Consider the following 23,406-nt stretch of genomic DNA (forward strand, 5'->3'; position numbering starts at 1 on the left):
CGACGAGGGCCGGAGGCTCGCCATGCACACCACCAACTACACCGACACGCTCATCCTGCCCGCCCCCGACACCCGGGCCGAGACGGCGACCGTCCCACCGTCCGGGAAGGGCACGGTCGCCGAACTGCAGTACGAGCGGCTCGCGGACACGGACTACACGTGGACGAGCGACGACCTGTTGTTCGACGTGCACTGCGTCCGCAAGGGGATCCCGAAGAGCGACCGCGCCGCCGAACGCGAGCGGTTCTTCGGCAAGGGTCAGCCCTGCCTGCGTACCTCTCCCCTGGCCAAGACCTACGGATGGGCCCTGCACTTCGACGCCGACGGGCGGATCGCGCTACTGCCCATGGACTCGCCCCGTGTGGCCGAACTCGAGGCCGACCCGGCCGTCACCGTCAGGCGCGCCATGAAGAGCTCCCGCTAGCGACCCGGTGCTACGTCTGACAGCCCGGCTCGACGTCTAGTAGCCCGGTTCGGCATCGGGTAGCGAACCCAGCCACGCGAGCGTCGGGCCGGCGACGACGTCCGCGAACTGCTCGTACCCCCCGGAGCCGGGATGCGCCCCGTCGCCGGCGGCGACCTCGCGCATCCACGCTCCACCCGTCAACAGCACGTCGAACGTCGGCACGAACGGCACGCGGGCCTCGTCACAGATCGCGGCCATCGCCTCGGCGCGGGCGGCGATCCGCTCGTTGACCTCGTCCCACACGACCGGCGGCGGACCCACCACGAGGAACCGCCCGCGAGGAGCCCGATCGATCATCCCGCGCAGCGCCGCGACCGTGCCCGCCTCGTCGACGCGCATCTCGCCCTCGACCTCCATGACGTCGTTGACGCCGAACTCCGCGATCACCGCGGTGGTCGGGAACGCCGCCCGCCGACGGTCCACCTCGTCCCAGCGGGCCAGGATCATCTCGGACGTGTCCCCGCCGATCCCCGCGACGGTGGCGTGCAGATTCAGCCCCTCGCGGGCACCCGCCTCGACCAGGTGCGCGGTCCAGCCGCGACCCGTCTCGTCGCCGTATCCGGCCACGAACGAATCACCGATGAAGCAGACGGGCAGGTCACGCGGTTCGCTCATGCCGTCACCGTATCGGGCCGTCCGGATCGCCGGGGGCGGTCCCGGGCGGGGGCTCAGTCCAGGTGCCGCGACTGCGCCCAGCGGGTCAGGGCGTGCCGGTTGGACTGCTGCGTCTTGCGCAGGACGTTCGAGGCGTGGGTCTCCACGGTCTTCACTGAGATGAACAACTCCTCGGCGATCTCCCGGTAGGTGTAACCGCGGGCCAGCAACCGCAGCACCTCCTTCTCGCGCGGGGTGAGCGAGTCGACCTCGGGATCGTGGACGGGTTCGCCGCGCTCCTCGGGGCCGGGCGCGGCGCGGGCGAAGGCGTCAAGCACGAAACCGGCCAGACGCGGGGAGAACACGGCGTCCCCGTCGGCGACCCGGCGGACCGCGTCAGCGAGGTCGTCGCCGGTGATGGTCTTGGTGACGTACCCACGGGCGCCGGCCCGGATCACGGCGATCACGTCCTCGGCGGCGTCGGAGACGCTCAGCGCGAGGAAGGTCGGCTCCGGGGCGCGAGCGGGATCGGCGACGCCGCCCGGGTCCGCGCCCAGCACCGACCGCAGCACGGCCACGCCGCCACCGTCGGGCATGTGCACGTCGAGCAGCACCACGTCGGGGTGCGCCCGACCGATCCCGGCGACGGCCTCGCCCACCGACCCGGCCTCGCCGACCACCTCGATCGCCGACTGCCCTGCGAGTTCGGCGCGGACGCCACTGCGGAACACCGCATGGTCGTCCACGAGGAACACACGACACGGCCCGTCCGTCATTCGCCCTCCAGCGGCATCTCGATCCCGATCTCGGTCCCGCGCCCGAGCGTACTGCGCACCCGTACGGTTCCCCCGCGGCTCTCCACGCGGTGTCGGATGGACTGCGCCAGGCCGTGCCGGTCACCGTCCACGGCGTCGGGGTCGAAGCCCCGGCCGCGGTCGCGGACGAACGCGCTGAGGACGCGCCCGTCGTTCTCGACGAACACGTCAGCGGTGTCGACCCCCGCGTGTTTGGCGACGTTGACCAGCGCCTCGCGGACGGCGCCCAGCACGGCGTCCTCGGCATCGCCGACCGGGCCGTCGCCGCCGACCACGACCTGGTCGACCCGCAGTCCGTAGACGTCCTCGACGTCGCCGATCATCACCTCGACCGCCCCGGCCACCGTCGCGGCGCCGGAGGACATCCGGGAGCCGGCGCCGAACAGCCACTGCCGCAGCTCGCGTTCCTGTCGGCGGGCGAGGCGCGCGACCTGCGCGGGGTCGTCGGAGCGCTTCTGGATGAGGGCCAGGGTCTGCAGGACGGAGTCGTGCAGGTGGGAGGCGATGTCGCTGCGTTCGGCCTCGCGGATCCGCGCCGCGCGTTCCTCCTCGAGCGACCGCCACAGTCGCAGTCCGACCGGCACGCTGAGCAGTCCCACGCCGACGAGGGTGGCCACGACCGCGAGGAGGGACGACCGCAGCGCGGCGAACTCGACCTGACCGAGGACCACGACGGCGAGCCCGACGACGACGAGGGTGGCCCCTGCGGTAACCCTGGCCCAGTCGAAGACCGACCGCGGCGCGACTCGTCCCCCACCGTCGTACTGCTGCCAGACCAGCCCGGCCCCCAGGGCCACAACGAGGACGGGGACGATGACGCTCAGGCCCGTGGCGGTGGTCACCATGAACGAGAGCACCGCGCCCGCCACCGCCACGACGGCCAGTGCCATGCCGCGTCTGCGCTCGCGCTCGTCGCCCCGGCCCGCGCCCGCCGACGCGGGCCCCGTCGGGGTGAGCGCCCACAGCGCCGAGTACAGGGCCACGCCGGCGCCCGAGAGCGTGGCCAGCAGAACCATGACCAGGCGCACGTGGACGACCCGCACCCCGAGGTGGTCGGCCAGACCCACGCACACGCCCGCGACCACGGATCCGTCGCTGCCGCGGGTCAACCGCGGGTACCAGCGGAAGTCGGTCGTCGCCACGGCGGCGGACCGCGCCTGTGGTCCGGCGACCGGGGACGCCGACCGGGCCGCGGCGGTCGGCGCGCGATCGGTCGCGTTCTCACTCATGGACGCCATCGTCACAGATCATCGCCCCGAGGGGAATCGGGAAGTACCCGGATATCCACGGCCACGCTCGCCGGCGAGACACCCCCCTCCCGCAATCCGGCGACCAGGTCGCGGGAGATGGCGTCCTTGACCGCCCGCGCACCGTGACTGCCCACGATGAAGCGGACGGTGGCGAGGATCCCGTCCTCCTGGAGGGAGATGAACACCTGCGGCCCGAACTCCCGGACATCGACCGCGTATACGCGGCTCATGCGCTGCATGCTCGCCATCGCCTCGTCGCTCAGTTCCCTCGTGTGCCGCTCGGCGCAGGCGTGGAACACGGTGTCGACACGTCGGAGATCCACGTCGAACGGCAGCTTGAGCGACAGTTCCTCCCAGAGGAAGGGGAACCCGCGGGTGTAGTTGTAGACCGCCTCGTCGAAGATCACGCCGTTCGACACCGTCACCACTCGGCCGGTGAACTGACGGCTCGGTACCCAGTTGCCGGTCTCCGCGCCTGCCATGGATGACGGGGACCCCATCTCCATGACGGTGGTGCGGAGGAACCCGAGCGACATCACATCGCCCCGGACCGATCCGACGGCGATCCGGTCCCCGACCGCGAACACCCTCCCCCGGAGGATGACGAAGTACCCCGCCAGACTCGCGATCATCTTCTGCAACGCGAACGCCAGGCCCGCGGTGACGAGTCCGACGCCCACGGTCAGATCGGTACCCGGGGTCACCCAGATCGAGAAGAGCGCCAGCACGGCCACGATCGCGGTGAACAACTGCAGACTCTGCTTGGTCCAGAACCTCGACGCCGACCCCGCGGGCCCGGTGATCAGCCGCATCACCGACCGTGAGACCGAGGTGAACAGGGACAGCAACGCGAAGAGCAGAATGCTGAGCAGCACCTTGAGAACGGTCCGTCCGCTGACGCCGACGAGCGTCACCCCGAAGAGCCGCAACTGTTCGTCGGAGCCCAGAAAACCCATGACGGTGTCGACCATCCCGCCATCCTCCCTCCCCTGCGCTCTCGGGGTCGGAAATCAGGGTCGGACCCCGATGTGTGGCGGCCCCCCGAGGACCACTATGGGGTCATGTCCAGAACGAACAGCCAGGACCTCTCGTCCGAGCTCCGCTCCTTGTGGCGGACCCGTCCCGTCCGGACCCCGGACGATTCCAGGATCGCCGGCGTCTGCGGCGGATTCGGTCGACGCTACGGAATCGACCCCGTACTCCTGCGCGTCGTGTTCGTCATCGCGTCCCTGTGGGGTGGGGCGGGTGTGTTCCTGTACGCGCTGATGTGGCTGCTCCTGCGCTCCGCCGGCGACGAGGTCTCCTCCGGGGAGGCGCTCCTGGGGAAAGGCCGGGCGTCGGGCTCCAAGGTCACCGCGGTGGTCCTCGTCGTCGTCGCCCTGTCCGCCCCCACCGTCGGCGGATCCGGGGAGACCCTCTTCGTGGGCACCGGGTTCCTCATGGCCGCGGTGATGCTCGCCGGCTGGTACGGCCTGCACCGACGCGCCCCCGAACCGCCCGCCGGGTGGGCGGAGGTCTCCGCGGTGCGGCCCTCCGCCGCTCGCGGACCCGACGCGTCGCGCGGCCGGGCCCCGGCCACCGGCGCCGGACCGTGGCGCGCGCCCGGGGCCCCCCAGGAGCCCGGCTCCGGCCCCGGCGCCCCCTTCGGTCCCCCCGTGCCACCGTCCTGGGACCCACTCGGGGCCGCCCCGTTCGCGTGGGACCTGCCCGAACCCGGCCTCGCCCCCGCCCCGGTCGAACCGACCCGGCCCCGGTCGCGGCTGACGACCATCACGCTCGGCCTCGCGCTCATCGCGACCGCGGTCGCCACCGGGTTGTCGACGCTGGGCGGATTCACCTGGCTCGACACCACGCGCATCGCCGCGCTCGCCCTGGCGGTGGTGGCGTGCGGTCTGCTCGTCGGCGCCGTCACCCGCCGCGGGTACGGGTTGCTCGTGGTGGCCGGACCACTCGTCGGGTTCGTGCTGCTCGCGCTGTCGGTCCAGGTCCCCACGGGTGGCTGGGAGACCATCGGCGACGAGCGGGTGGAGATCACCTCCCCCGTCCAGCTCGACACCCCGGTCACCCACGAGGTCGGCACCGTCACCGTCGACATGCGCGCGCTCGAACTGGACCGCGACCGCAGCTACAGCATCACCAACGAGGTCGGTGAGGTGCGGGTGCTGCTGCCCGACGGGCTCGCCGTGCAGGCCGACTGCCGGACCGAGATCGGCTCCGTCGACTGCCCCGAGCCGCCCGTCGACACCGACGGGCCGGTCCTGACCCTGGACATCACCAACGAGATGGGAAGCGTGAAGGTCACCCGATGAATACGAACACGCCCGCAGACGACCGCCACCACTCCACCGCGGGCGCCCCGCCCGACCGGTCACCGCGGTTCGACCCGCAGCTGTACGACCCGCTGCCCTACGGCACCGGCCATTCGACGGCTGAACCGTTCTCCCACGACGTGCTCGGATTCGGCGTCTCGCCCGAACCCGCTCCGGCCGGCGGCATCGAGGTGGCGGAGCGCCGGCGGTTCGGGTCGCCGGTGCTCGCCCTGGCCGGCGTGACCTCGCTGGGGGTGGCGGTGTGGGCGATTCTCGGCGCACCCGCGATAGCCCCGACGGCGTTGCTGGCCGCGGGACTCGTCCTGGCGGTGCTCGTGGGACTGATGATGGTCATCCGCCGCTGACGCCCGACCGCGATACGCGCCGCACGGCCCCTGCGCCATCCATCGGCCCCGAATTCGTCGGCGGCGTGGACAGCCGCCCGCCGCGAAGGCGTCTCGCGTGAGCCGCGGGGCAGGCCAGACGCCATCGCGGGGGGCGGCTGTATCCGGAACGTACAGGCGCGCGAGCGAGAGTTCAGGGGCGCGAGCGAGAGTTCAGGCGCGGGAGCGGATGCCCGGGCGGTGGGGTGGTGTGGGCGTGCGGGGGCGGCTCACTCCCACTCGATGGTGCCCGGCGGCTTGCTCGTCACGTCCAGCACGACCCGGTTGACGTCCGGGACCTCGTTGGTGATGCGGTTGGAGATCAGCGCCAGCGTCTCGTACGGCACGCGCGTCCAGTCGGCGGTCATGGCGTCCTCGGAACTCACCGGCCGCAGCACGATCGGATGACCGTACGTCCGACCGTCGCCCTGCACGCCCACCGACCGGACATCGGCCAGCAGGACCACCGGGCACTGCCACACCGTGGAGTCCAGGCCCGCCGCGGTCATCTCCTCGCGCACGATCGCGTCCGCCGCGCGCAGGGTCTCCAGTCGGTCGCGGTCCACGGCGCCGACGATGCGGATCGCCAGGCCCGGACCGGGGAACGGGTGGCGGCCGACGATCGCCTCCGGCAGACCGAGCTCGCGGCCCACGGCGCGGACCTCGTCCTTGAACAGCAACCGCAGTGGCTCGACGAGCGTGAACTCCACATCGTCCGGCAGGCCGCCGACATTGTGGTGGCTCTTGATGTTGGCCGTACCCGCTCCGCCACCGGACTCGACGACGTCCGGGTAGAGGGTGCCCTGGACGAGGAAGTCGACGGAGGAGGCGGCGGCCCCACCGGAACCCTGGAGCTCGAGCGCCTGCGTCACCGCCCGCTCGAAGGACCGGATGAACTCGCGGCCGATGATCTTGCGCTTGGACTCCGGGTCGGTGACATCGGCGAGGTGCCCCAGGAAGACATCGGAGTCATCCAGCGTGATGAGGCGGGCACCGGTGGCGGCCACGAAGTCGTTCTCGACCTGCTCACGCTCGCCCGCACGCAACAGTCCGTGGTCGACGAACACACACGTGAGGCGGTCCCCGATCGCACGCTGGACCAGGGCTGCCGCGACGGCCGAGTCGACGCCGCCCGACAGGCCGCAGATCGCGTGGCCGTCGCCGATCTGCTCGCGGACGGCCTCCACCAGCTGGTCGGCGATGTTCGACGCGGTCCACGTCGGCTCGAGCCCCGCCACCTCGGTGAGGAAGCGGCTCAGCACCTGCTGGCCGTGCGGCGAATGCAGGACCTCCGGGTGGTACTGGACTCCGGCCATGCGCCGCTCGGTGCACTCGAACGCGGCGACCGGGGCGCCGGACGACGACGCGGTGACGGTGAACCCCTCGGGCGCGGCCGTGACCGCGTCCCCGTGGCTCATCCACACCGGGTGGTGCTCCGGCAGGCCGGCGTGCAGGAGGCCGCCGGACACGCTCACGTCGGTGCGGCCGTACTCGCGGCTACCCGTGTGTGCGACCTCGCCGCCGAGGGCACCGGCCATCGCCTGGAAGCCGTAACAGATGCCGAACACCGGCAGACCCAGCTCGAACACCGCCGGGTCGAGCGAGGGCGCGTCCTCGGCGTACACGCTCGCGGGTCCGCCGGACAGCACCAGGGCGACGGGGTCCTTGGCGCGGATCTCCTCGATCGTCGCGGTGTGCGGGATCACCTCGGAGTAGATGCGCGCCTCGCGCACGCGGCGCGCGATGAGCTGCGCGTACTGGGCGCCGAAGTCCACCACGAGTACCGGGCGGGGCGCCACCGCCTCGGCGGCGATCTGGGAGTCGGTCTGTGCGTTCTCGGCCACGGGGTCGAGTCTAGGCCCCGCGGCCCATCCGCCGAACTCGGCCACATCCCCCGTGCCGGGGTTCACAATGAACTCCACCACGACCCCGGCCGGCCCGGGACCGAGAGAGCTGGAGCGCATCGATGGAGCGAATGACCGGTTTCGACGCGAGCCTGCTGTACATGGAAACCGCCCAGCAACCCCTCGTGGTGGGCGGAGTCCTCTTCGTCGACGTCTCCGGCCTCGAGGTCGGGTACTTCTTCGAGTGGCTCCGGACCGAGCTCGGCCGCCGGGTCAAGGAACTGCCCGAACTGCGCCGCAAGATCTACGACTCCCCACTCAACCTCGGTCACCCCGCGTGGGTGGAGGAATACGACCTCGACATCACCGCACACGTCCGCCGCGTCGACGTGGACCACCCCGGTGACGACCGCGCGGTGTTCGAGATGTGCGGCACCCTCGGCAGCCGCCCGCTGGACAGGTCACGCCCCCTGTGGGAGATGTGGGTCCTCGAGCGGCTCACCGAACCGGACACCATCGTCGTGTACTTCCGCGCCCACCACGCCATCCTCGACGGGGCCAACGGCGCGGACATCCTGCGCACGTTCGCCTCCGCCGGACAGCAGCCCTCCGCCCGCGACCTCGACATGGTCCGCGTCGAGGCGGGCAACGCCAACCCCATCCGGCTCCTCGCCGGCGGGTGGTGGGATTTCTCCGTACGGCGCCCGCTGACCCTGGCCCGGCTGGTGCCCGAGGTCGCCGCGCTCCCCTTCACACTGCGCAGGGCCACGGCGGCCAGGAAGAAGTCGGACGATCCGGCCCCGGAGGCGACGGGCACGGCCGACGCCACGGACGACCTCGTCGTCGTCCCCAGGGCGGCACCGTTCACCGCGCCCCGCACCCGCTTCAACGCCACCATCACCCCCCACAGGGCGGTCTGGGGTGCCTCACTCGACCTCGGCGAGATCAGCGAGATCAAGGACGCCTTCGGCGTGACCGTCAACGACGTGTTCCTGGCGGTCTCTCGGTCACCGCCATGTCGATGGGCGGTCGACTCGACGTGGGGATCAACGCCTGCGAGCATCTGGCCCCCGACCCCGATCTACTGGCCACCGAGATCCGGGAGGCGATGGCCCGACTGCTGGAACTCACCCGGGAGGCGGCGCGGTCGGCGGCCGCCGGGGAGCGCTGACACGTGGAACGGATGACCGGGCTCGACGCGAGCTTCCTCTACCTCGAGACCCCCGAGCAGATGATGGTGATCAACGGCCTCGTCCACCTCGATGTGACCACCGTCGAGGAGGGCTACTCGTTCGAACGCCTCCGATCCGGGCTCGCCCGCCGGGTCAAGGTCGTCCCCCCGTTCCGCCGCAAGGTCCACGACTCACCGTGGAACCCCGGCCACCCGGCGTGGGTCGAGGACTCCGACTTCGACATCACCCACCACCTACGCCGGATCGAACTCGGGCCGGCCGGCACCGAGGACGAGCTGCTGGAGACGTGCGGTCGGCTCGCCTCCACCCCGCTGGACCGCGCCCACCCGCTGTGGCAGGTCTGGATCATCGAACGGGGTGACCCGCACGCGCCGACCGTCAGCGCGTTCTGCCGGGTCCACCACTCGGTGATCGACGGGATGCTGGGCGCCGAGTTGCTCTCCGCCCTCGCCGCGACGGACGCCACCACGCCCGACCAGGATCCCGCGCTCGTGCGCACGCACGTCGGACGGGCCAACACCCTGCAACTGATTGCCGGTGGCGCCCGCGACGTGCTGGGCCGGCCCCTCGCCCTCCTCCGTCTGCTCCCCGAGACGCTGTCGGTCCCCGCGGCCATGAGACGCGCCCGCGGCCGGGCCGGCCACGGGGAATCCGTGCCGGCCCCGTTCACGGCGCCGCGGACCCTCTTCAACCACTCGCTCACCCCGCACCGCGCCGTGGCCACCGCGTCACTCGACCTGGCGTCCGTCAAGCTCGTCACCGCCCGCCTCGGCGGCACCGTCAACGATGTCCTCCTCACCGTGGTCGGCGGTGCTGTGAGGTCCTACCTCGAGGCCCACGGAGACGCCCCCGCCTCGTCCATGGTGGCGATCGTCCCCATGTCCACCCGAGACGATCTGGCCACCGGTGGCGCCAACCAGGTGTCGGCCATGTTCGCCTCCCTGGCCACGGATGTGACCGACCCGGTCGAACGGTACGATCGGATCTCCGCCGCAGCGGAGACCACGAAGCGCCAGGCCGCGAGCATCCGCCCGGCGCTCCTGGACAACTGGGCCCGCATGGGCCCCCGTCGGCTACTCGACATGGGCATGCGGGCGTACGAGGCGCTGAGACTCGCCGACGTCCACCCGGTGATCTACAACCTCATCGTCTCGAACGTGCCCGGCCCCCGTCACGCCCTCTACTTCCTCGGCGCGCGGATCACCCACATGCACCCCTTCGGCCCGCTGCTCCACGGTGCGGGGCTGTCCGTGACGAGCCTGTCGACCGACGGGCGGCTCGACCTGGGGGTGACCTCGTGCGAACACCTGGTGCCGGACCCGGACGCGGTGGCGCGCGGGATCACGGCGGCGCTCGACGAGTTGCTCGAGCTCACCGCCCCCTGACCGGGCTCACCGCCTCCTGACCACGGGTAGACCGTCAGCTGACCTGGACGATCGGCAGCCGCAGGGCTCCCGGCGCGGCCTCCGGGACCATCGGCGACACGGGCGGGACCGGCGACAGGCGCCGGTAGTCCTCGCCCTGGGCCGGGCGCTGGTCGGCCTCACCCTTGTTGGGCCACAGCGACATGGCCCGCTCGGCCTGGGCGGTGATGCTGAGCGCCGGGTTGACACCGAGGTTCGCGGAGATCGCCGATCCGTCCACGATGTGCATCGTCGGGTAGTTCCACACGCGGTGGTACGGGTCCACGACCCCGGTCTCCGGCGAATCCGAGATCACGCAGCCGCCCAGGAAGTGGGCGGTGAGCGGGATGTTCGCGATCTCGCCCCACGTGCCCCCGGGCAGGCCGCCGATCTCCTCGGCGATCTTGCGGGTGGCCTCGTTTCCGGCGGGGATCCAGGTGGGGTTGGGCTCCCCGTGACCCTGCTTGCTGGTGACGTACCTGAACGGACCGAAGCGCTTGACGTAAGTCTGCAGCGAGTTGTCCAGGTTCTGCATCACGAGCGCGATCACCGAACGCTGGCTCCAGCGGCGCAGGTAGAACAGCTGCATGAACATGGCCGGCTCGCGCCGGACCTCGTTCAGCAGGGTGCGCCACCGCGGGAGCGGCCCGTCACCGTCCGTCAGCAGGGTCTGCAGGATGGCGATGGCGTTGGAGCCCTTGCCGTACCGGACCGGTTCGATGTGGGTGTCCGACCGGGGATGGAACGACGACGTGATAGCCACCCCCTCGGAGAAGTCCTGCTCCGGCTTGTAGTTCGGACGCATGGCCCCGAGGATCGCCTCAGAGTTGGTCCGGGTGAGCCGACCGATCGCATCCGAGAGCCTGGGCAGGGACCCGGAGTCCTTGGCGTAGTGGAGCAGGTGCTGGGTTCCCCAGGTGCCGGCCGCCACGACAACCTGTCCGGCGGTCACCGTGGTGGTGCGCTTACCGCGACGCGTCCAGGCGCCCGTCCGCTCGAGGGTGATCTCCCACGTGCCGTCGCCGCGCTCACGCAGGTCGCTGACCGTGGTCCGGTCCAGGATGCGGGCGCCCGCGCGCTCGGCCAGGGCGAGGTAGTTCTTCATCAGCGTGTTCTTGGCGTTGTGCCGGCAGCCGGTCATGCACTCGCCGCACTCGATGCACGCGTTGCGGTCCGGTCCCACCCCGCCGAAGTACGGATCGGGGACGAGTTCACCGGGCTTGCCCTTGCCGCCGGTCTTCTCGCCGAAGAACACGCCGACCGGGGTGTAGACGAAGGTGTCCTCCGCGCCCATGTCGCGGGCGACCTTCTTCATGACCTCGTCCGAGTGGGTGTGCGTGGGGTTGGTGACCACGCCGAGCATGCGGCGGCCCTGGTCGTAGAACGGCGTGAGCTCGTCCTCCCAGTCCGTGATGTGGCCCCACTGGCGGTCCTTGAAGAACTGGCCGGTCGGCTTGTAGAGCGTGTTGGCGTAGTTGAGCGAGCCGCCTCCCACGCCCGCGCCGGCGAGGATCATCACGTCGCGCATCATGTGGACGCGCTGGATACCGAACAGCTTGAGCTTGGGCGCCCACACGTACTTGTGGAGACGCCACGACGTCTTGGGCAGGTCGGCGTCCTCGAAACGACGACCGGCCTCAACCACCGTGACGCGGTAGCCCTTCTCCGTGAGCCGCAGGGCCGTCACGCTGCCGCCGAAGCCTGATCCGATCACGAGGACATCGGTGTCCGTCGCCGCGGAGGGGGCGTGGGACGGGATCGACTGCGTGTGTGACGTCATGATGCAACTCCCGGGAGTGGTCGATGTTGTGGGTCACAGTACCTGAGCACGGCTAACTTACCCGACAGTAGCCCGCGGTTTGTCCAGAGGTCGGGGGCTGTCGGTGGCGCGGCTGACAGGGCCGCCTGCCGGAACGGCCGCGCACCCGGGCCCTGGTGCGGGCTTCCGGGTGCGCGGACTGGAGTCGGAGGGATCAGGGACGGACGGAGAGGTCCACCTTCTGGAAACCCTTGACGTCGGAGTACCCGCACTTGGCCATGGCCCGCCGCAGGGCGCCCATGAGGTTGCGGGTGCCGTCGGGGACGCTGGTCGGCCCCTCGAGGACCTCGGCGAGCGGCGCCAGGGCGGTCTCGTCCTCCACCTCGGCGACGTGCCCCCGCGGGACCTTGGGGTGCGCGGAGACCGAATTCCAGTAGACCCCGCGGCCCGGGGCCTCGAGCGCTCCGGCCAACAGCGGGCCCAGCACGACCGCGTCCGCACCGCACGCGACCGCGCGGGCGATGTCTCCCGAGGTGTAGATGTCACCGTCGGCCAGCACGTGCACGTAGCGACCACCGGTCTCGTCCAGGTAGTCACGGCGGGCCGCGGCCGCATCGGCGATCGCGGTGGCCATGTGGACCTCCATGCCGAGCACCGGCCCGGTGGTGGTGACGCCGTCGGCGCCGCCGTAACCCACGATCACGCCGGCGGCACCGGTGCGCATGAGATGCAGGGCGGTCTTGTAGTCCACGACGCCGCCGGCGATCACGGGAACATCGAGCCCGCCGATGAAGTCCTTCAGGTTGAGCGGAGCGTCCTCACCACTGACGTGCTCGGCCGAGATGATGGTGCCCTGCACCACCAGCAGGTCGATCCCGGCCGCGACCAGACCCGGCGTGAGTTCGCGCGCGTGCTGCGGCGAGACCCGCACGGCGACGGTCGCGCCCTCGTCGCGGATGCGCTGCACGGATGCGGCGAGCAGTTCCCGGTCGATCGGCGCGCGGTGCAGCTCCTGCAGACGGGCGACCGCGCGGTGACCGGTCAAATCCTCCAGAGCGAGCTCGCGCAGTTCCTCGATCACCGCCTCGGGGTCGGCGTGCCGGGCCCAGAGTCCTTCACCGTTGAGCACGGCGAGACCACCGAGCTTCGAGAACTCGACGGCCGAGGACGGGGAGACCACCGCGTCCGTCGGGTGCGTCATCACGGGGATGTCCATCTGGTAGGCGTCGATCTGCCAGGAGGTCGACACCTCCTTGGAACTCCGGGTCCGGCGGGACGGGACGATGTCCACCTCGCCGAGCCCGTACATCCGACGGGCCTCACGGCCCAGGCCGATCTCCACGACGTTGCGCACGCGCCCTCAGTCCTTGACGTTGTAGTTGGGGGCCTCGACGGTCATCTGGATCGCGTGCGGGTGGCTCTCCCTCAGCCCCGCGGCCGTGATCTGGACGAACTGGGCGTCGTTCATCTCCGGGATGGTCGCCGACCCCGTGTAGCCCATGCCCGCGCGGAGACCACCGGCCAGCTGGTGGAGGACCTGCGCGACGTCGCCCCGGTACGGGACACGCCCCTCGATGCCCTCGGGGACCAGCTTCTCCTCCGAGAGCACGTCGTCCTGGAAGTAGCGGTCCTTGGAGAACGACTTCTCCTGGCCCGGATTGCCGCGCCCGCGCATCGCTCCCAGCGAGCCCATGCCGCGGTAGACCTTGTACTGCTTGCCGTCCACGAAGATCAGCTCGCCCGGGGACTCGGTGCAGCCCGCCAGCAGCGAGCCGAACATGCAGGACGACGCGCCAGCGGCGATCGCCTTGGCCACGTCCCCGGAGTACTGCATCCCGCCGTCGGCGATCACCGGGACCCCGGCCGCCTTCGCGGCCACCGAGGCCTCGAGGATCGCCGTGATCTGGGGCGCACCCACGCCCGCGACGACGCGGGTGGTGCAGATGGAGCCGGGACCGATGCCCACCTTGATGGCGTCCGCTCCCGCGTCGATCATCGCCTGGGCGGCACCGCGGGTGGCGAGGTTGCCGCCGATGACCTGGACGCGGTCGCCGAGCTCACGCTTGACGCGGGCCACCATGTCGAGGGCGTTGCGGTTGTGGGCGTGCGCGGTGTCGACGACCAGCGCGTCCACACCGGCGTCGGTGAGGGCGCCGGCGCGCTGCCACGCGTCCTCGCCGGTGCCGATCGCGGCGGCCACCCGGAGGCGTCCGTCGGAGTCCTTGGTGGCGTTCGGGTGCTGCTCGGTCTTGACGAAGTCCTTGACCGTGATGAGGCCGGTCAGACGTCCGTCCCCGTCCACGATCGGCAGCTTCTCGATCTTGTGCCTGCGCAGCAGCCCGAGCGCGGCCTCGGCGGTCACGCCCTCGCGCGCGACCACGAGGGGCGCGCGGGTCATGACCTCGTCGACCCGCCGCGACTTGTCCATCTCGAAGCGCATGTCGCGGTTGGTGATGATGCCCACCAGCTCGCCGCGCTCGTCGGTCACCGGCAGGCCCGAGATGCGGTAGCGGGCGCACATCTCGTCGACCTCGGCCAAGGTGTCGCCCGGGGCGCACGTGACCGGGTCGGTGACCATCCCGGCCTCGGACCGCTTGACCGTCTCGACCTGCGCGGCCTGGTCCCCCACGGACAGGTTGCGGTGCAGGACACCGATGCCGCCCTGGCGGGCCATGGCGATGGCCATGCGCGCCTCGGTGACGGTGTCCATCGCCGAGGAGATCAGGGGCACCCGGAGGGTGATCTCCCGGGTCAGTCTCGTGCTGGTGTCGACCTCGCTGGGGACCACCTCGGACGCGGCCGGGAGGAGGAGAACGTCGTCGAACGTCAGGCCCACCATCGCGACCTTGGTCGGGTCGTCGCCGCCGGTGCGTACGGGGCCTTGCGACTCGCTCATCTGCCGTCCTCCTGGGGGGTCGTCTCGGTGCTGGGTTCGAGGATAGTGCTTACCGGGCCCGCGGCTCGAACCGTCGGCCCCGTGAGACCGTGGTCACGGGTACGGTGGAGGGCGTGAACGATCCCCTACGGCACGGAATGCCGCCCGACCCGTTCGCCGGCGATCCGGATGACCCGGCCGCGGAGCTGGCCGGGCTCGACCCCATCGACGACGGGGTGCCCTCGGGCCCCCTCGACGCCGATGAGCGACGCGCGATCGAGGAGGACCTGGCGGACCTCGCGGAATTCCGCCGGTTGCTGGCCCCGATCGGGGTCAAGGGTGTCGCGGTACAGTGCGAGGACTGCGCGGAGGAGCACTACCACGAGTGGGACATGCTGCGCGCCAACCTCATGCAGTTGCTCGACGACGGTTCGCTGCTGCCCCACGAGCCCGCTTTCGACCCGATCCCCGACGACTACGTCACCTGGGAGTACTGCCGCGGTTACGCGGACGCGGTGCGCGCGATGCGTCCCCGCCGGCTGAACTGGCGTCGCTGACGCCGGGTCAAGAACAGGGACACCGATCCCCGCCTCCCTGTCACGGGAGACGGGGATCGGTTCGTTCGGCGCGTGACACGGGCGGTCACTCGGCCACAGTGCCGGCCACAGACCCCGGACCCCGGATCAGTTGGTCGGCGCGGTGGACTCCGGCGCCTGCTGCGACGACGTCGGGGGCTGCTGGGTCGGGGTGGGTACCTGGGTCACCGTGGTGCGGGACGGGGACGGTGGCACGCCCAACTGGTCCTCCCCCACGTCCCCGCTCGGTCGGCCCGTGGTGGGCGCCAGGAAGTCCTGGATCCGCTGGGTGTCGATCGGGATCTGGAGCGTCGTGGAGATGCGGAGTCCGTCGAGCGGCAGCGGGATGACCGGCATGCCGGGGGGCGGCGGGGGGATCAGGTTGGACGGCAGCGGCACCGGGACACCCGGGACCAACGTCGCCGCTCCCGGTGCGGGGGCGGGCGCCGGATTCGGGGCGGGCGCCGGTGCGGGCGACGGCACCGTGCTCGGGGTCACCCGGCTGAGATCGCGCTTGATGGCGTCCCTGCGCTTCATCAGCTCCACGCGCTCCGAGGCGTCGGAGACCTCGTCGAGCCGCTCGCTCACCTCGTCGAGGAGGCGTTCGGCTTCCCCTCGGTCGCCCTCGCGGGCGGCGAGGTCGGCGGCGGAGAGGAACTCGGTGAGGTCGTTGACCAGCTCGACGTCTCCGGCGCGGTCGGAGAAGATCGTCTTGGACACGCCCCAGAGGGGATCGCCGGGCATCGCGCTGTGCGCGGCGACGGACAGTCCACCGACGATCACGGCGGCCACGGCCGCGGCACCGGTCACCGCCTGCCAGAGCGCGGGCCGCCTGCCGTGATGGTGGTCGCCGGAGGAGACCCACCCGCGCCGGGGCCACAGCCGCGACACGTTCGGGGCGAGAGCGACCTCGATCTCCTCGTCGCTCGGGAGAGCGGGCAACTCGGCGGATCCGGTCTCGGAGCGCCAGTCGGCGAACAGGGCCAGGAGCGGATCGTCCCCGTCGGGGCGCTCTCCGCGTCCGAGGGCGTCGAGGAGCTCATCGTCCCGGTCGACCTCGAGCGGGTCCACCTGGTGCTCGTCGAGCGAGGCGTCGTCGTCCCGGGCGCCGGGGTCGACATCGTCGTCGTTCATCGCCATCGCTCCTCTCCGTCCTGTTCGATTCTCGCGCGGAGCTGCTTCATCGCCCGGTGCTGGGCGACGCGCACGGCTCCGGCCGTGCTGTCGACGATCTCCGCCGTCTCCTCCGCGGAGAGTCCGACCACGACTCGCAGTCGGATGATCTCCCGCTGCTTCTCGGGCAGGGTGTCGAGCAGGCGGCTCACCGCTCTCGACACCTCGCCGTCGAGGACGTGGTCCTCCGGCCCCGTGTCGGTCGAGAGCACCTCGGGGAGGTACTCCACGGGATCAGACTTGTTCCGCGCGGCGCCACGATGGGCGTCCGCGACCTTGTGGGCCGCGATCCCGTACACGAAGGCCATGAAGGGACGTCCCTGGTCCCGGTATCCCGGCAGAGCCGAGAGCACCGCGATCAGCACCTCCTGGGCGACATCGTCAGCAGACAGGTTGGCCCTCTCCGAGCCTCCGACGCGGGAGCGGCAATACCGCACCACACCGGGTCGCACGAGCTCCAGCACCCGCGCGGCAGCGGCGCGGTCACCCTTGACCGCGTCGGCGACGGCGAGTTCCAACTCGTCTGCTGTACCTGTCATCGGATTAGGGGGGCCACGCGTTACACGGATGTGTTACGGGGCACGGCCTTTCTCTCGGGGCGCGACACGGGTCGCGACGGGTCCCACGCCCGGGCCCGGGGGCGGCCGGCGCGGCTCGCGCTCAGAATAGGCGCGTGACCGGAGTGTCGGGGGTGTACTGCTGAGCGCCCAGCGTAACCCTTGCCGCGGGCGCGGGACCACACGACCGGCGTGGAACGGCGACGGGCCCCGCTCCCCGCCGGTGCGGGGAACGGGGCCCGTGAGCGGGTCGCGATCAGTGGGAGTGACCGGCGTGCGAGTGCGCGTCGGCGCCCTTCTCCTCGGGCTTCTCGACGATCGCGGTCTCGGTGGTGAGGACCATGCGGGCCACCGAGCACGCGTTGACGACTGCGGAGGACGTGACCTTCACCGGGTCGATGATCCCGGCGGAGACCAGGTTGCCGTACTCGCCCGTCGCGGCGTTGAAACCGTCCCGGGGGCCGAGGTCCGCGACCTTGCTGACGACGACGGAGCCGTCCTCGCCGGCGTTGGCGGCGATCCAGAACAGCGGGGCGGACAGCGCCTTGCGGACCACGGTCACGCCGACCTTCTCGTCGGAGTCGGTGGTGTCCTCGGCGAGCCGCTCGAGCGCGGCGGCCGCCTGGACGAGCACGGAGCCGCCACCGGCGACGATGCCCTCCTCGACGGCGGCCTTGGCCGAGTTGACGGCGTCCTCGACACGGAGCTTGCGCTCGGTCAGCTCGGTCTCGGTGGCCGCGCCGACACGGATCACGGCGACGCCGCCGGCGAGCTTGGCGATCCGCTCCTCGAGCTTCTCGCGGTCCCAGTCGGAGTCGGTGGCCTCGGCCTCGCGGCGCAGCTGCGCCACGCGGGCGTCGACGTCGGCCTGGTCGCCCGCGCCGTCGACGATGATCGTCTCGTCCTTGGACACGGTCACGCGGCGGGCCTGCCCGAGCACCTCCAGTCCGCACTCGGACAGCTTCATGCCCAGGTCAGGGCTCACGACCTGCCCCTTGGTGACGATCGCGAGGTCCTCCTGGAAAGCCTTGCGGCGATCACCGAAGTACGGAGCCTTGATGGCGACGACCTTGAGCGTCTTGCGGATCGAGTTGACCACCAGCGTCGACAGCGCCTCGCCGTCGACGTCCTCGGCGACGATCAGAAGCGGCTTGCCGGTCTCGGCGACCTTCTCCAGCAGCGGGAGCAGGTCCGGCAGGGAGCTGATCTTCTCGCGGTGGAGCAGGACCAGGACGTCCTCGTAGATGGCCTTCTGCTCATCCGGGTCCGTGACGAAGTACGGCGAGAGGAAGCCCTTGTCGAAGGCGATGCCCTCGGTCACGGACACCTCGGTGTGCAGCCCCTGCGACTCCTCGACGGAGACCACGCCGTTGACGCCGACAGCGTCCATGGCCTCGGCGACCATGCGGCCGATCTCGGGGTCACGCGAGGACACGGTCGCGACCTGCGCGACGGCCTCGGAGCCGGAGACGGGCGTCGCGGCCGAGCGGAGGAACTCCACGACGGCGGAGGCGGCCTTCTCGATCCCCTTGCCCATCGCCATCGGGTTGGAGCCGGCCGCGACGTTGCGCAGCCCCTCACGGATGAGGGCCTGGGCGAGCACGGTGGCGGTGGTGGTGCCGTCGCCGGCGACGTCGTTGGTCTTGGTGGCGACGCTCTTGACTAGCTGCGCCCCGAGATTCGCGAACGGCTCGGCCAGCTCGATCTCACGGGCGATGGAGACGCCGTCGTTGGTGACGGTGGGGCCGCCGAACGCCTTGGCGAGCACGACGTGGCGCCCCTTGGGGCCGAGCGTGACCTTGACGGTGTCGGCGAGCTCGTCGACACCGGCGAGCATGCCCTTGCGGGCCTCCTCGTCGAACGCGATCAACTTGGACATTGATGGAACTCCTGGAGGGAAGTGGGTGGTCGGGTCGATACGGTGTCGCGGCGTGAGACACCACCGCCCCGGTGGTGCCTGGCAGTCGCCGGCGCCGCCGGGGCGGGGTTGACGCGGCTCACGTCAGTCGATGACCGCGAGGACGTCACGCGAGGAGAGGATCAGGTACTCCTTGCCCTCGTACTTGATCTCGGTGCCGCCGTACTTCGAGTAGATGACCTTGTCCCCCTCCTTGATGTCCATGGGGATGCGGTCGCCGTCCTCGTCGAAGCGGCCCTTGCCGACCGCGACGACGGTGCCCTCCTGGGGCTTCTCCTTGGCGGTGTCCGGGATGACGAGGCCGGACGCCGTGGTGGTCTCGGCCTCGATGGCCTCGACGAGAATCTTGTCCTCAAGCGGCTTGATCGCCACGATGATCCTCCCGTATGGGGTGTGGCCGCCCGGATCCCGGGCGGCTCGGAGTGTGGTTCGAAGATCCGGGACACCGTGGGCGTCCCGTGGTTTCCGTACGACCCGGCCCGCCGCGTGCGCCGTCGCGGGTGACGCCCTCGGTGCACCGTGTCTATTGGCACTCTACACAGGCGAGTGCCAGCACTCAAGGAAACCGCGTGCAGGCTCTTCGCGTTGCGGATCCCCGCGCCGCCGGTAGGCTCGCCCGCACGCACGGACGTCTGCCACCAGAACACCTCTGCCCGATCCGATCACCCATCGAGGACAGCGAGGCCCAGCGATGACCGCAGTAGCCCCTTCCGACATCGTCACCGCCACCGTCGACGCCGGGGAGAAGAAGGCCCACATCCCGGGATGGCAGCTGGCACTGCGGGGCTTCCTCGCCGTCTATCTGCTCGGCGCGGCCACGACGCTGGCCGTCATGGTCACCGACGCGACCGGGGTCGAGATCGTCGGCGCCGTCCTCTTCCCCATCGGCCTCACCCTGGTCGTGCTGCTCGGGTGGGAACTCGTCACCGGCGCCTACGGGCTCGTGCCGCTCGCGGTCATGGAGAAGCGGGTCCGGGTGCGGGCCTGTCTGCGGGTCTTCGGCTGGATGATCCTCGGCCACACGATCGGCGGACTCGCCGCCGCCTGGATGATCACCTCCGTGCTCACGGGGATGGGCACGGAGCCGGACGCGACCGGCGCCCAGGCCCTCGCCGACCTCGCGGTGGAGAAGACGATCGCCTACAAGGAGGCGGGCCTGGTCACCGGGCTGAGCTGGGTGACGCTCAGCGCGGTGCTGTGTAACTGGCTGGTGGCGCTGGGCGTGATCATGTCGTTCTCCTCCTCGAGCACCTCGGGCAAGATCCTGGCGATCTGGCTGCCGATCCTCACGTTCTTCGCGCTCGGCTACGAGCACGCGGTGGTCAACCACTTCACGATCCCCGCGGGGATGATGCTCGGGGCGGACGTGAGCGTCGCCGACTGGCTGCTGTGGAACCAGATCCCGGTCCACATCGGAAACTTCATCGGCGGATTCACGCTCGCCGGGCTCGGCCTGTACTTCGCACAACGGACCCGCGTCCACCGCACCGAACCGGCCGGGGACTGACCGGCCGGTGTCCGACCCGTATGACCCGGTGCACCCGGCAGGCGGAAACGAGTTGGCTCTCGTAGCCCTCGTCGTCGCCGTGGGCAACGTCGTCTTCGGCTCGTTCCTCGGCCTGTTCGTCCCGCTGGTGCCCGCGGTCATCACCGTGATCGTGGTGATCCTCGGGCACGTGTCGCTCGCGCAGATCAGGCGGCGGGGACAGGAGGGCCGCGCGATGGCGATCTCGGCCCTCGTCATCGGCTACCTCGGCATCGCGTGGATGCTCATGTTCCTCGTCCTCGCGCTCACGTCCGCCGCGATGGGGATGGCGATTCTCGGGTTCTAGCCGCGTCGGTGCCGCGCCGGCGCCGTGCCGCCCGCCGCGCCGGCGCCGGGCGCCGTGCCGCCCGCCTGCGGAGTCAGGCGACCTGCGTGACCTCGACCGGCAGGCCCGGGTCGGCGGCGACGGTCAGCGGACTGGGCGCGGCGCCCGAGGCGAGCAGGGCGGAGGCGACCCCCACCACCATGGCGCCGTTGTCCGTGCACAGGCGCGGCCGCGGGACACGCAGTGTGAGGCCGGCCTCGGCGCACCGGTGGGCGGCGAGGTCGCGCAGCCGCGAGTTGGCCGCCACGCCGCCGCCGATGAGCAGGGTGTCCACCCCAAGATCGGTGCAGGCCCGCACGGCCTTCATGGTGAGAACGTCGGCGACCGCCTCCTGGAACGACGCCGCGACGTCGGCCACGTCGAGCTGCTCGCCCTCCCGCTCGGCGGTCTCGATCCGCCGGGCCACGGCGGTCTTGAGCCCGGAGAAGGAGAAGTCGTGGCGGGCGTCGCGCGGGCCGGTCATCCCGCGGGGGAACGCGATGGCGCGGGGGTCGCCGGTGGCGGCCAGGCGGTCGATCACCGGTCCGCCCGGGTAACCGAGACCGAGCAGACGGGCGACCTTGTCGTACGCCTCGCCGGCGGCGTCGTCGACGGTCGACCCGAGCTCCGCGACCGGCTCGGTCAGCGAGCGTACGTGCAGCAGCTGGGTGTGGCCGCCGGAGACCAGCAGGGCCACGCACTCCCCCAGCGGCCCGCCATCGAAGCCCGCGACGGCGACGTGGCCGACCAGATGGTTCACGGCGTAGAACGGCACGCCCCAGGCGGCGGCGTAGGCCTTGGCCGCGGACGAGCCCACGAGCAGCGCTCCGGACAGCCCGGGTCCGATGGTGGTGGCGACGGCGTCGGGTCGCTCCACCCCGGCCTCGGTGAGCGCGGCGCGGACCGTGGGGACGAGCGCCTCGAGGTGGGCGCGGGAGGCGATCTCGGGGACGACGCCGCCGAAGCGGGCGTGCTCGGACATCGACGAGGCGACCACGTCGGACAGCAGCTCGGCCCGCCCGTCGTCGTGGACCCGGGCCACGGCCACGCCCGTCTCGTCGCACGAGCTCTCGATCCCCATGACGGTCCTCATCGGCCGCTCCCCTCTCCCGTGTCGTCGCCACCAGTGTCCGCGCTTCCGCCGCCCGCGCTGCCGGCGACGTCACCGTCCGCGCGCCCGCCGGCCCGCGCCGACCGCACCATGAGATGCGCGTCGGCCATGCTGGGCCGGTAGTACCGGGGCCGCAGGCCGACGACCTCGAACCCGTGGGTCTCGTACAGCGTGCGCGCGGGGACGTTGTCGGTCCGCACGTCCAGGACGACCGGCGCGCCCTCCGCGTCGGCCACCGCGAGCATCCGCCGCAGCAGCGCGCGTCCGATGCCGCGCCCCTGGTACTCCGGGTCGACGCCGATGGTGTGCACCTCGAACTCGCGGTCGCCCTCGGGCCCGAGCCCGGCCAGGACCGCGTAGCCGACCAGCCGCCCGTCGACGCGGGCGGCCAGGCACGTGGTGTGACGCGAGCCGATCTCGGACAGGAACGCCGCCGCCGACCACGGGCCGTCGCCGCGGAACAGGAGCCTCTCCAGGTCGGCGCAGCGCATGGCGTCGTCGGGGGCCAGCGCGTCGTGGACGACGTCGGCCGGCGTCGCGGTCATCGCCCCACCCCGCGCAGGGCCGCGGAGGGTTCGGCGCGCCGGGGCGGGACCGCGTCGGGGCGTCGCAGGTAGAGAGGCTCGAGCGGGGCCGGCGTTGCGCCGGCGAGCAGGTCGTCGGCGGCCGCGGTGACGAGTCCGGCCGGACCGGGCGCGTGCACGCCGTCGAGGACACGCGGCAGTGAGTCGCCCGCGCCGTGGTCGCCGCGGACGGCGCCGGGACCGTGGGTGTCGGCGGGACCGTGGACGTCGGCGGGACCGTGGGCGTCGGTGACCTCGCGCAGGCGGCCGGGATCCCCGACGAGGTGGCTGGCGCCCGCGACGTCGATGTCGGCGGCGGGCCCCACCGTGGGACCCGACGTCCGCACGCCCTGCGGTGAGTAGCGGGCGTGATACGCCTCGCGGCGACGGGCATCGGTGACGACGACGAGGTCCCCGTCGGCCCCGGCGGCGCGCGCGGTGGCCGCGAGCCCGTCGAGCGAGCACACCCCGTGGACCGGTCTACCGAGGGCGTCGGCGAACGCGGCGGCGGTGGCCATCCCGACCCGCAGCCCGGTGAACGGACCCGGACCGGTGCCCACCACCACGGCGTCGAGGCCGTCCGCGGCCAGGCCGGCATCGGCGAGACAGTCGAGGATGTGCGGGGTCAACAGCTCCGCGTGGGCGCGGGCGTCCTCGGTGACGCGGATGGCCAGCGTCTCGACCACAGGGTGGTCGTCACCGGGCACGAGGCGGCACACCCCCGCGGTGACGAAGGGGGTGGAGGTGTCGACGGCGAGGACCAGCACG

Annotated in this window: 23 protein-coding genes and 1 pseudogene; 9 read left to right on the forward strand and 15 right to left on the reverse strand. The window is 71.6% G+C overall.

Features of this window, described 5'->3' with window-relative positions; translation table 11 throughout:
- The first annotated feature begins 22 nt into the window (after nucleotides 1–22).
- Nucleotides 23–424 (forward strand): DUF6157 family protein, encoded by a 402-nt coding sequence (locus KHA85_RS04730; RefSeq protein ID WP_043567586.1) that lies wholly within the window; start codon nucleotides 23–25, stop codon nucleotides 422–424.
- Between the two features lie 36 nt (nucleotides 425–460).
- Here the strand turns inward: KHA85_RS04730 and KHA85_RS04735 are convergent, their stop codons facing one another.
- The 4 genes from KHA85_RS04735 to KHA85_RS04750 are packed head-to-tail and all read right to left on the reverse strand — an operon-like array spanning nucleotide 461 to nucleotide 4,096.
- The gene (locus tag KHA85_RS04735) at nucleotides 461–1,081 is read right to left on the reverse strand and encodes a GDSL-type esterase/lipase family protein (RefSeq protein ID WP_213184960.1); all 621 of its coding nucleotides are present in this window, start codon (nucleotides 1,079–1,081) and stop codon (nucleotides 461–463) included.
- A 53-nt stretch (nucleotides 1,082–1,134) separates the two neighbouring features.
- Nucleotides 1,135–1,836, reverse strand: a complete 702-nt coding sequence (locus KHA85_RS04740) for a LuxR C-terminal-related transcriptional regulator (RefSeq protein WP_043567584.1) — start codon at nucleotides 1,834–1,836, stop codon at nucleotides 1,135–1,137.
- Entirely contained in the window at nucleotides 1,833–3,104 is a 1,272-nt protein-coding gene (locus tag KHA85_RS04745) for an ATP-binding protein (protein ID WP_213184961.1), read from the reverse strand. The genes KHA85_RS04740 and KHA85_RS04745 overlap by 4 nt, the downstream gene beginning before the upstream one ends.
- An 11-nt stretch (nucleotides 3,105–3,115) precedes the next feature.
- Nucleotides 3,116–4,096, reverse strand: coding sequence for a mechanosensitive ion channel family protein (locus KHA85_RS04750; protein ID WP_213184962.1), 981 nt, complete (start codon nucleotides 4,094–4,096; stop codon nucleotides 3,116–3,118).
- A gap of 90 nt (nucleotides 4,097–4,186) precedes the next feature.
- Here KHA85_RS04750 and KHA85_RS04755 point away from each other — a divergent pair, with 90 nt between their 5' ends.
- On the forward strand, nucleotides 4,187–5,434 hold the full coding sequence (locus KHA85_RS04755; RefSeq protein WP_213184963.1) for a PspC domain-containing protein: 1,248 nt from the start codon (nucleotides 4,187–4,189) through the stop codon (nucleotides 5,432–5,434).
- Nucleotides 5,431–5,799, forward strand: coding sequence for a hypothetical protein (locus KHA85_RS04760; protein ID WP_213184964.1), 369 nt, complete (start codon nucleotides 5,431–5,433; stop codon nucleotides 5,797–5,799). The genes KHA85_RS04755 and KHA85_RS04760 overlap by 4 nt, the downstream gene beginning before the upstream one ends.
- A gap of 248 nt (nucleotides 5,800–6,047) precedes the next feature.
- Here KHA85_RS04760 and guaA read toward each other — a convergent pair whose 3' ends face one another.
- Nucleotides 6,048–7,661: a glutamine-hydrolyzing GMP synthase gene (gene guaA / locus KHA85_RS04765; protein ID WP_308936853.1), complete on the reverse strand. Its 1,614-nt coding sequence runs from the start codon at nucleotides 7,659–7,661 to the stop codon at nucleotides 6,048–6,050.
- 161 nt (nucleotides 7,662–7,822) lie between these two features.
- Here guaA and KHA85_RS04770 point away from each other — a divergent pair.
- The 3 genes and pseudogenes from KHA85_RS04770 to KHA85_RS04775 all read left to right on the forward strand — a co-directional run.
- Nucleotides 7,823–8,593, forward strand: a pseudogene (locus KHA85_RS04770) (wax ester/triacylglycerol synthase domain-containing protein); the annotation flags it as partial.
- 89 nt (nucleotides 8,594–8,682) lie between these two features.
- Nucleotides 8,683–8,832 carry a WS/DGAT domain-containing protein gene (locus KHA85_RS17855; protein ID WP_236885199.1) on the forward strand — a complete coding sequence of 50 codons (150 nt, stop codon included), beginning with the start codon at nucleotides 8,683–8,685 and terminating at the stop codon, nucleotides 8,830–8,832.
- 12 nt (nucleotides 8,833–8,844) lie between these two features.
- Nucleotides 8,845–10,239, forward strand: a complete 1,395-nt coding sequence (locus tag KHA85_RS04775; RefSeq protein ID WP_236885190.1) for a WS/DGAT/MGAT family O-acyltransferase — start codon at nucleotides 8,845–8,847, stop codon at nucleotides 10,237–10,239.
- Nucleotides 10,240–10,273: 34 nt separating this feature from the next.
- On the opposite strand, the gene KHA85_RS04780 is transcribed toward KHA85_RS04775, so the two are convergent.
- The 3 genes from KHA85_RS04780 to guaB all read right to left on the reverse strand — a co-directional run bounded on the left by KHA85_RS04780 (nucleotide 10,274) and on the right by guaB (nucleotide 14,912).
- A complete protein-coding gene (locus KHA85_RS04780; protein WP_213184966.1) occupies nucleotides 10,274–12,037 on the reverse strand; it encodes an FAD-dependent oxidoreductase in 1,764 nt (587 codons plus the stop codon).
- Between the two features lie 193 nt (nucleotides 12,038–12,230).
- A complete protein-coding gene (locus KHA85_RS04785) occupies nucleotides 12,231–13,370 on the reverse strand; it encodes a GuaB3 family IMP dehydrogenase-related protein (RefSeq protein ID WP_213184967.1) in 1,140 nt (379 codons plus the stop codon).
- A 6-nt stretch (nucleotides 13,371–13,376) separates the two neighbouring features.
- A complete protein-coding gene (guaB, locus tag KHA85_RS04790) occupies nucleotides 13,377–14,912 on the reverse strand; it encodes an IMP dehydrogenase (protein WP_213184968.1) in 1,536 nt (511 codons plus the stop codon).
- A gap of 113 nt (nucleotides 14,913–15,025) precedes the next feature.
- Here guaB and KHA85_RS04795 point away from each other — a divergent pair, with 113 nt between their 5' ends.
- The gene (locus tag KHA85_RS04795; RefSeq protein ID WP_043568413.1) at nucleotides 15,026–15,448 is read left to right on the forward strand and encodes a DUF5319 domain-containing protein; all 423 of its coding nucleotides are present in this window, start codon (nucleotides 15,026–15,028) and stop codon (nucleotides 15,446–15,448) included.
- A 126-nt stretch (nucleotides 15,449–15,574) separates the two neighbouring features.
- Here KHA85_RS04795 and KHA85_RS04800 read toward each other — a convergent pair whose 3' ends face one another.
- The 4 genes from KHA85_RS04800 to groES all read right to left on the reverse strand — a co-directional run bounded on the left by KHA85_RS04800 (nucleotide 15,575) and on the right by groES (nucleotide 19,492).
- Nucleotides 15,575–16,600, reverse strand: coding sequence for a hypothetical protein (locus KHA85_RS04800; protein ID WP_007632300.1), 1,026 nt, complete (start codon nucleotides 16,598–16,600; stop codon nucleotides 15,575–15,577).
- Nucleotides 16,597–17,178 (reverse strand): sigma-70 family RNA polymerase sigma factor, encoded by a 582-nt coding sequence (locus tag KHA85_RS04805; RefSeq protein ID WP_043568407.1) that lies wholly within the window; start codon nucleotides 17,176–17,178, stop codon nucleotides 16,597–16,599. Before KHA85_RS04805 ends, KHA85_RS04800 begins: the two co-directional genes overlap by 4 nt.
- Nucleotides 17,179–17,452: 274 nt before the next feature.
- A complete protein-coding gene (gene groL, locus KHA85_RS04810; RefSeq protein WP_007632302.1) occupies nucleotides 17,453–19,075 on the reverse strand; it encodes a chaperonin GroEL in 1,623 nt (540 codons plus the stop codon).
- A gap of 123 nt (nucleotides 19,076–19,198) precedes the next feature.
- Nucleotides 19,199–19,492 (reverse strand): co-chaperone GroES, encoded by a 294-nt coding sequence (gene groES / locus KHA85_RS04815; RefSeq protein ID WP_197471542.1) that lies wholly within the window; start codon nucleotides 19,490–19,492, stop codon nucleotides 19,199–19,201.
- Nucleotides 19,493–19,805: 313 nt separating this feature from the next.
- On the opposite strand from groES, the gene KHA85_RS04820 reads away from it, so the two are divergent.
- Both KHA85_RS04820 and KHA85_RS04825 read left to right on the forward strand, forming a co-directional pair.
- Nucleotides 19,806–20,621: a formate/nitrite transporter family protein gene (locus KHA85_RS04820; protein ID WP_213184969.1), complete on the forward strand. Its 816-nt coding sequence runs from the start codon at nucleotides 19,806–19,808 to the stop codon at nucleotides 20,619–20,621.
- 7 nt (nucleotides 20,622–20,628) lie between these two features.
- Complete coding sequence (locus tag KHA85_RS04825; protein ID WP_061229094.1) at nucleotides 20,629–20,946, forward strand: DUF4190 domain-containing protein; 318 nt, start codon at nucleotides 20,629–20,631, stop codon at nucleotides 20,944–20,946.
- Between the two features lie 73 nt (nucleotides 20,947–21,019).
- Here KHA85_RS04825 and tsaD read toward each other — a convergent pair whose 3' ends face one another.
- The 3 genes from tsaD to tsaB are packed head-to-tail and all read right to left on the reverse strand — an operon-like array spanning nucleotide 21,020 to nucleotide 23,405.
- Nucleotides 21,020–22,057: a tRNA (adenosine(37)-N6)-threonylcarbamoyltransferase complex transferase subunit TsaD gene (gene tsaD / locus KHA85_RS04830; RefSeq protein WP_213184970.1), complete on the reverse strand. Its 1,038-nt coding sequence runs from the start codon at nucleotides 22,055–22,057 to the stop codon at nucleotides 21,020–21,022.
- Nucleotides 22,054–22,620 carry a ribosomal protein S18-alanine N-acetyltransferase gene (rimI, locus tag KHA85_RS04835; protein ID WP_213184971.1) on the reverse strand — a complete coding sequence of 189 codons (567 nt, stop codon included), beginning with the start codon at nucleotides 22,618–22,620 and terminating at the stop codon, nucleotides 22,054–22,056. Before rimI ends, tsaD begins: the two co-directional genes overlap by 4 nt.
- A complete protein-coding gene (gene tsaB / locus KHA85_RS04840) occupies nucleotides 22,617–23,405 on the reverse strand; it encodes a tRNA (adenosine(37)-N6)-threonylcarbamoyltransferase complex dimerization subunit type 1 TsaB (RefSeq protein ID WP_213184972.1) in 789 nt (262 codons plus the stop codon). The genes rimI and tsaB overlap by 4 nt, the downstream gene beginning before the upstream one ends.
- Nucleotide 23,406 lies beyond the last annotated feature (1 nt).

This window comes from Dietzia massiliensis (assembly GCF_018390595.1).
Lineage (GTDB): Bacteria > Actinomycetota > Actinomycetes > Mycobacteriales > Mycobacteriaceae > Dietzia > Dietzia massiliensis.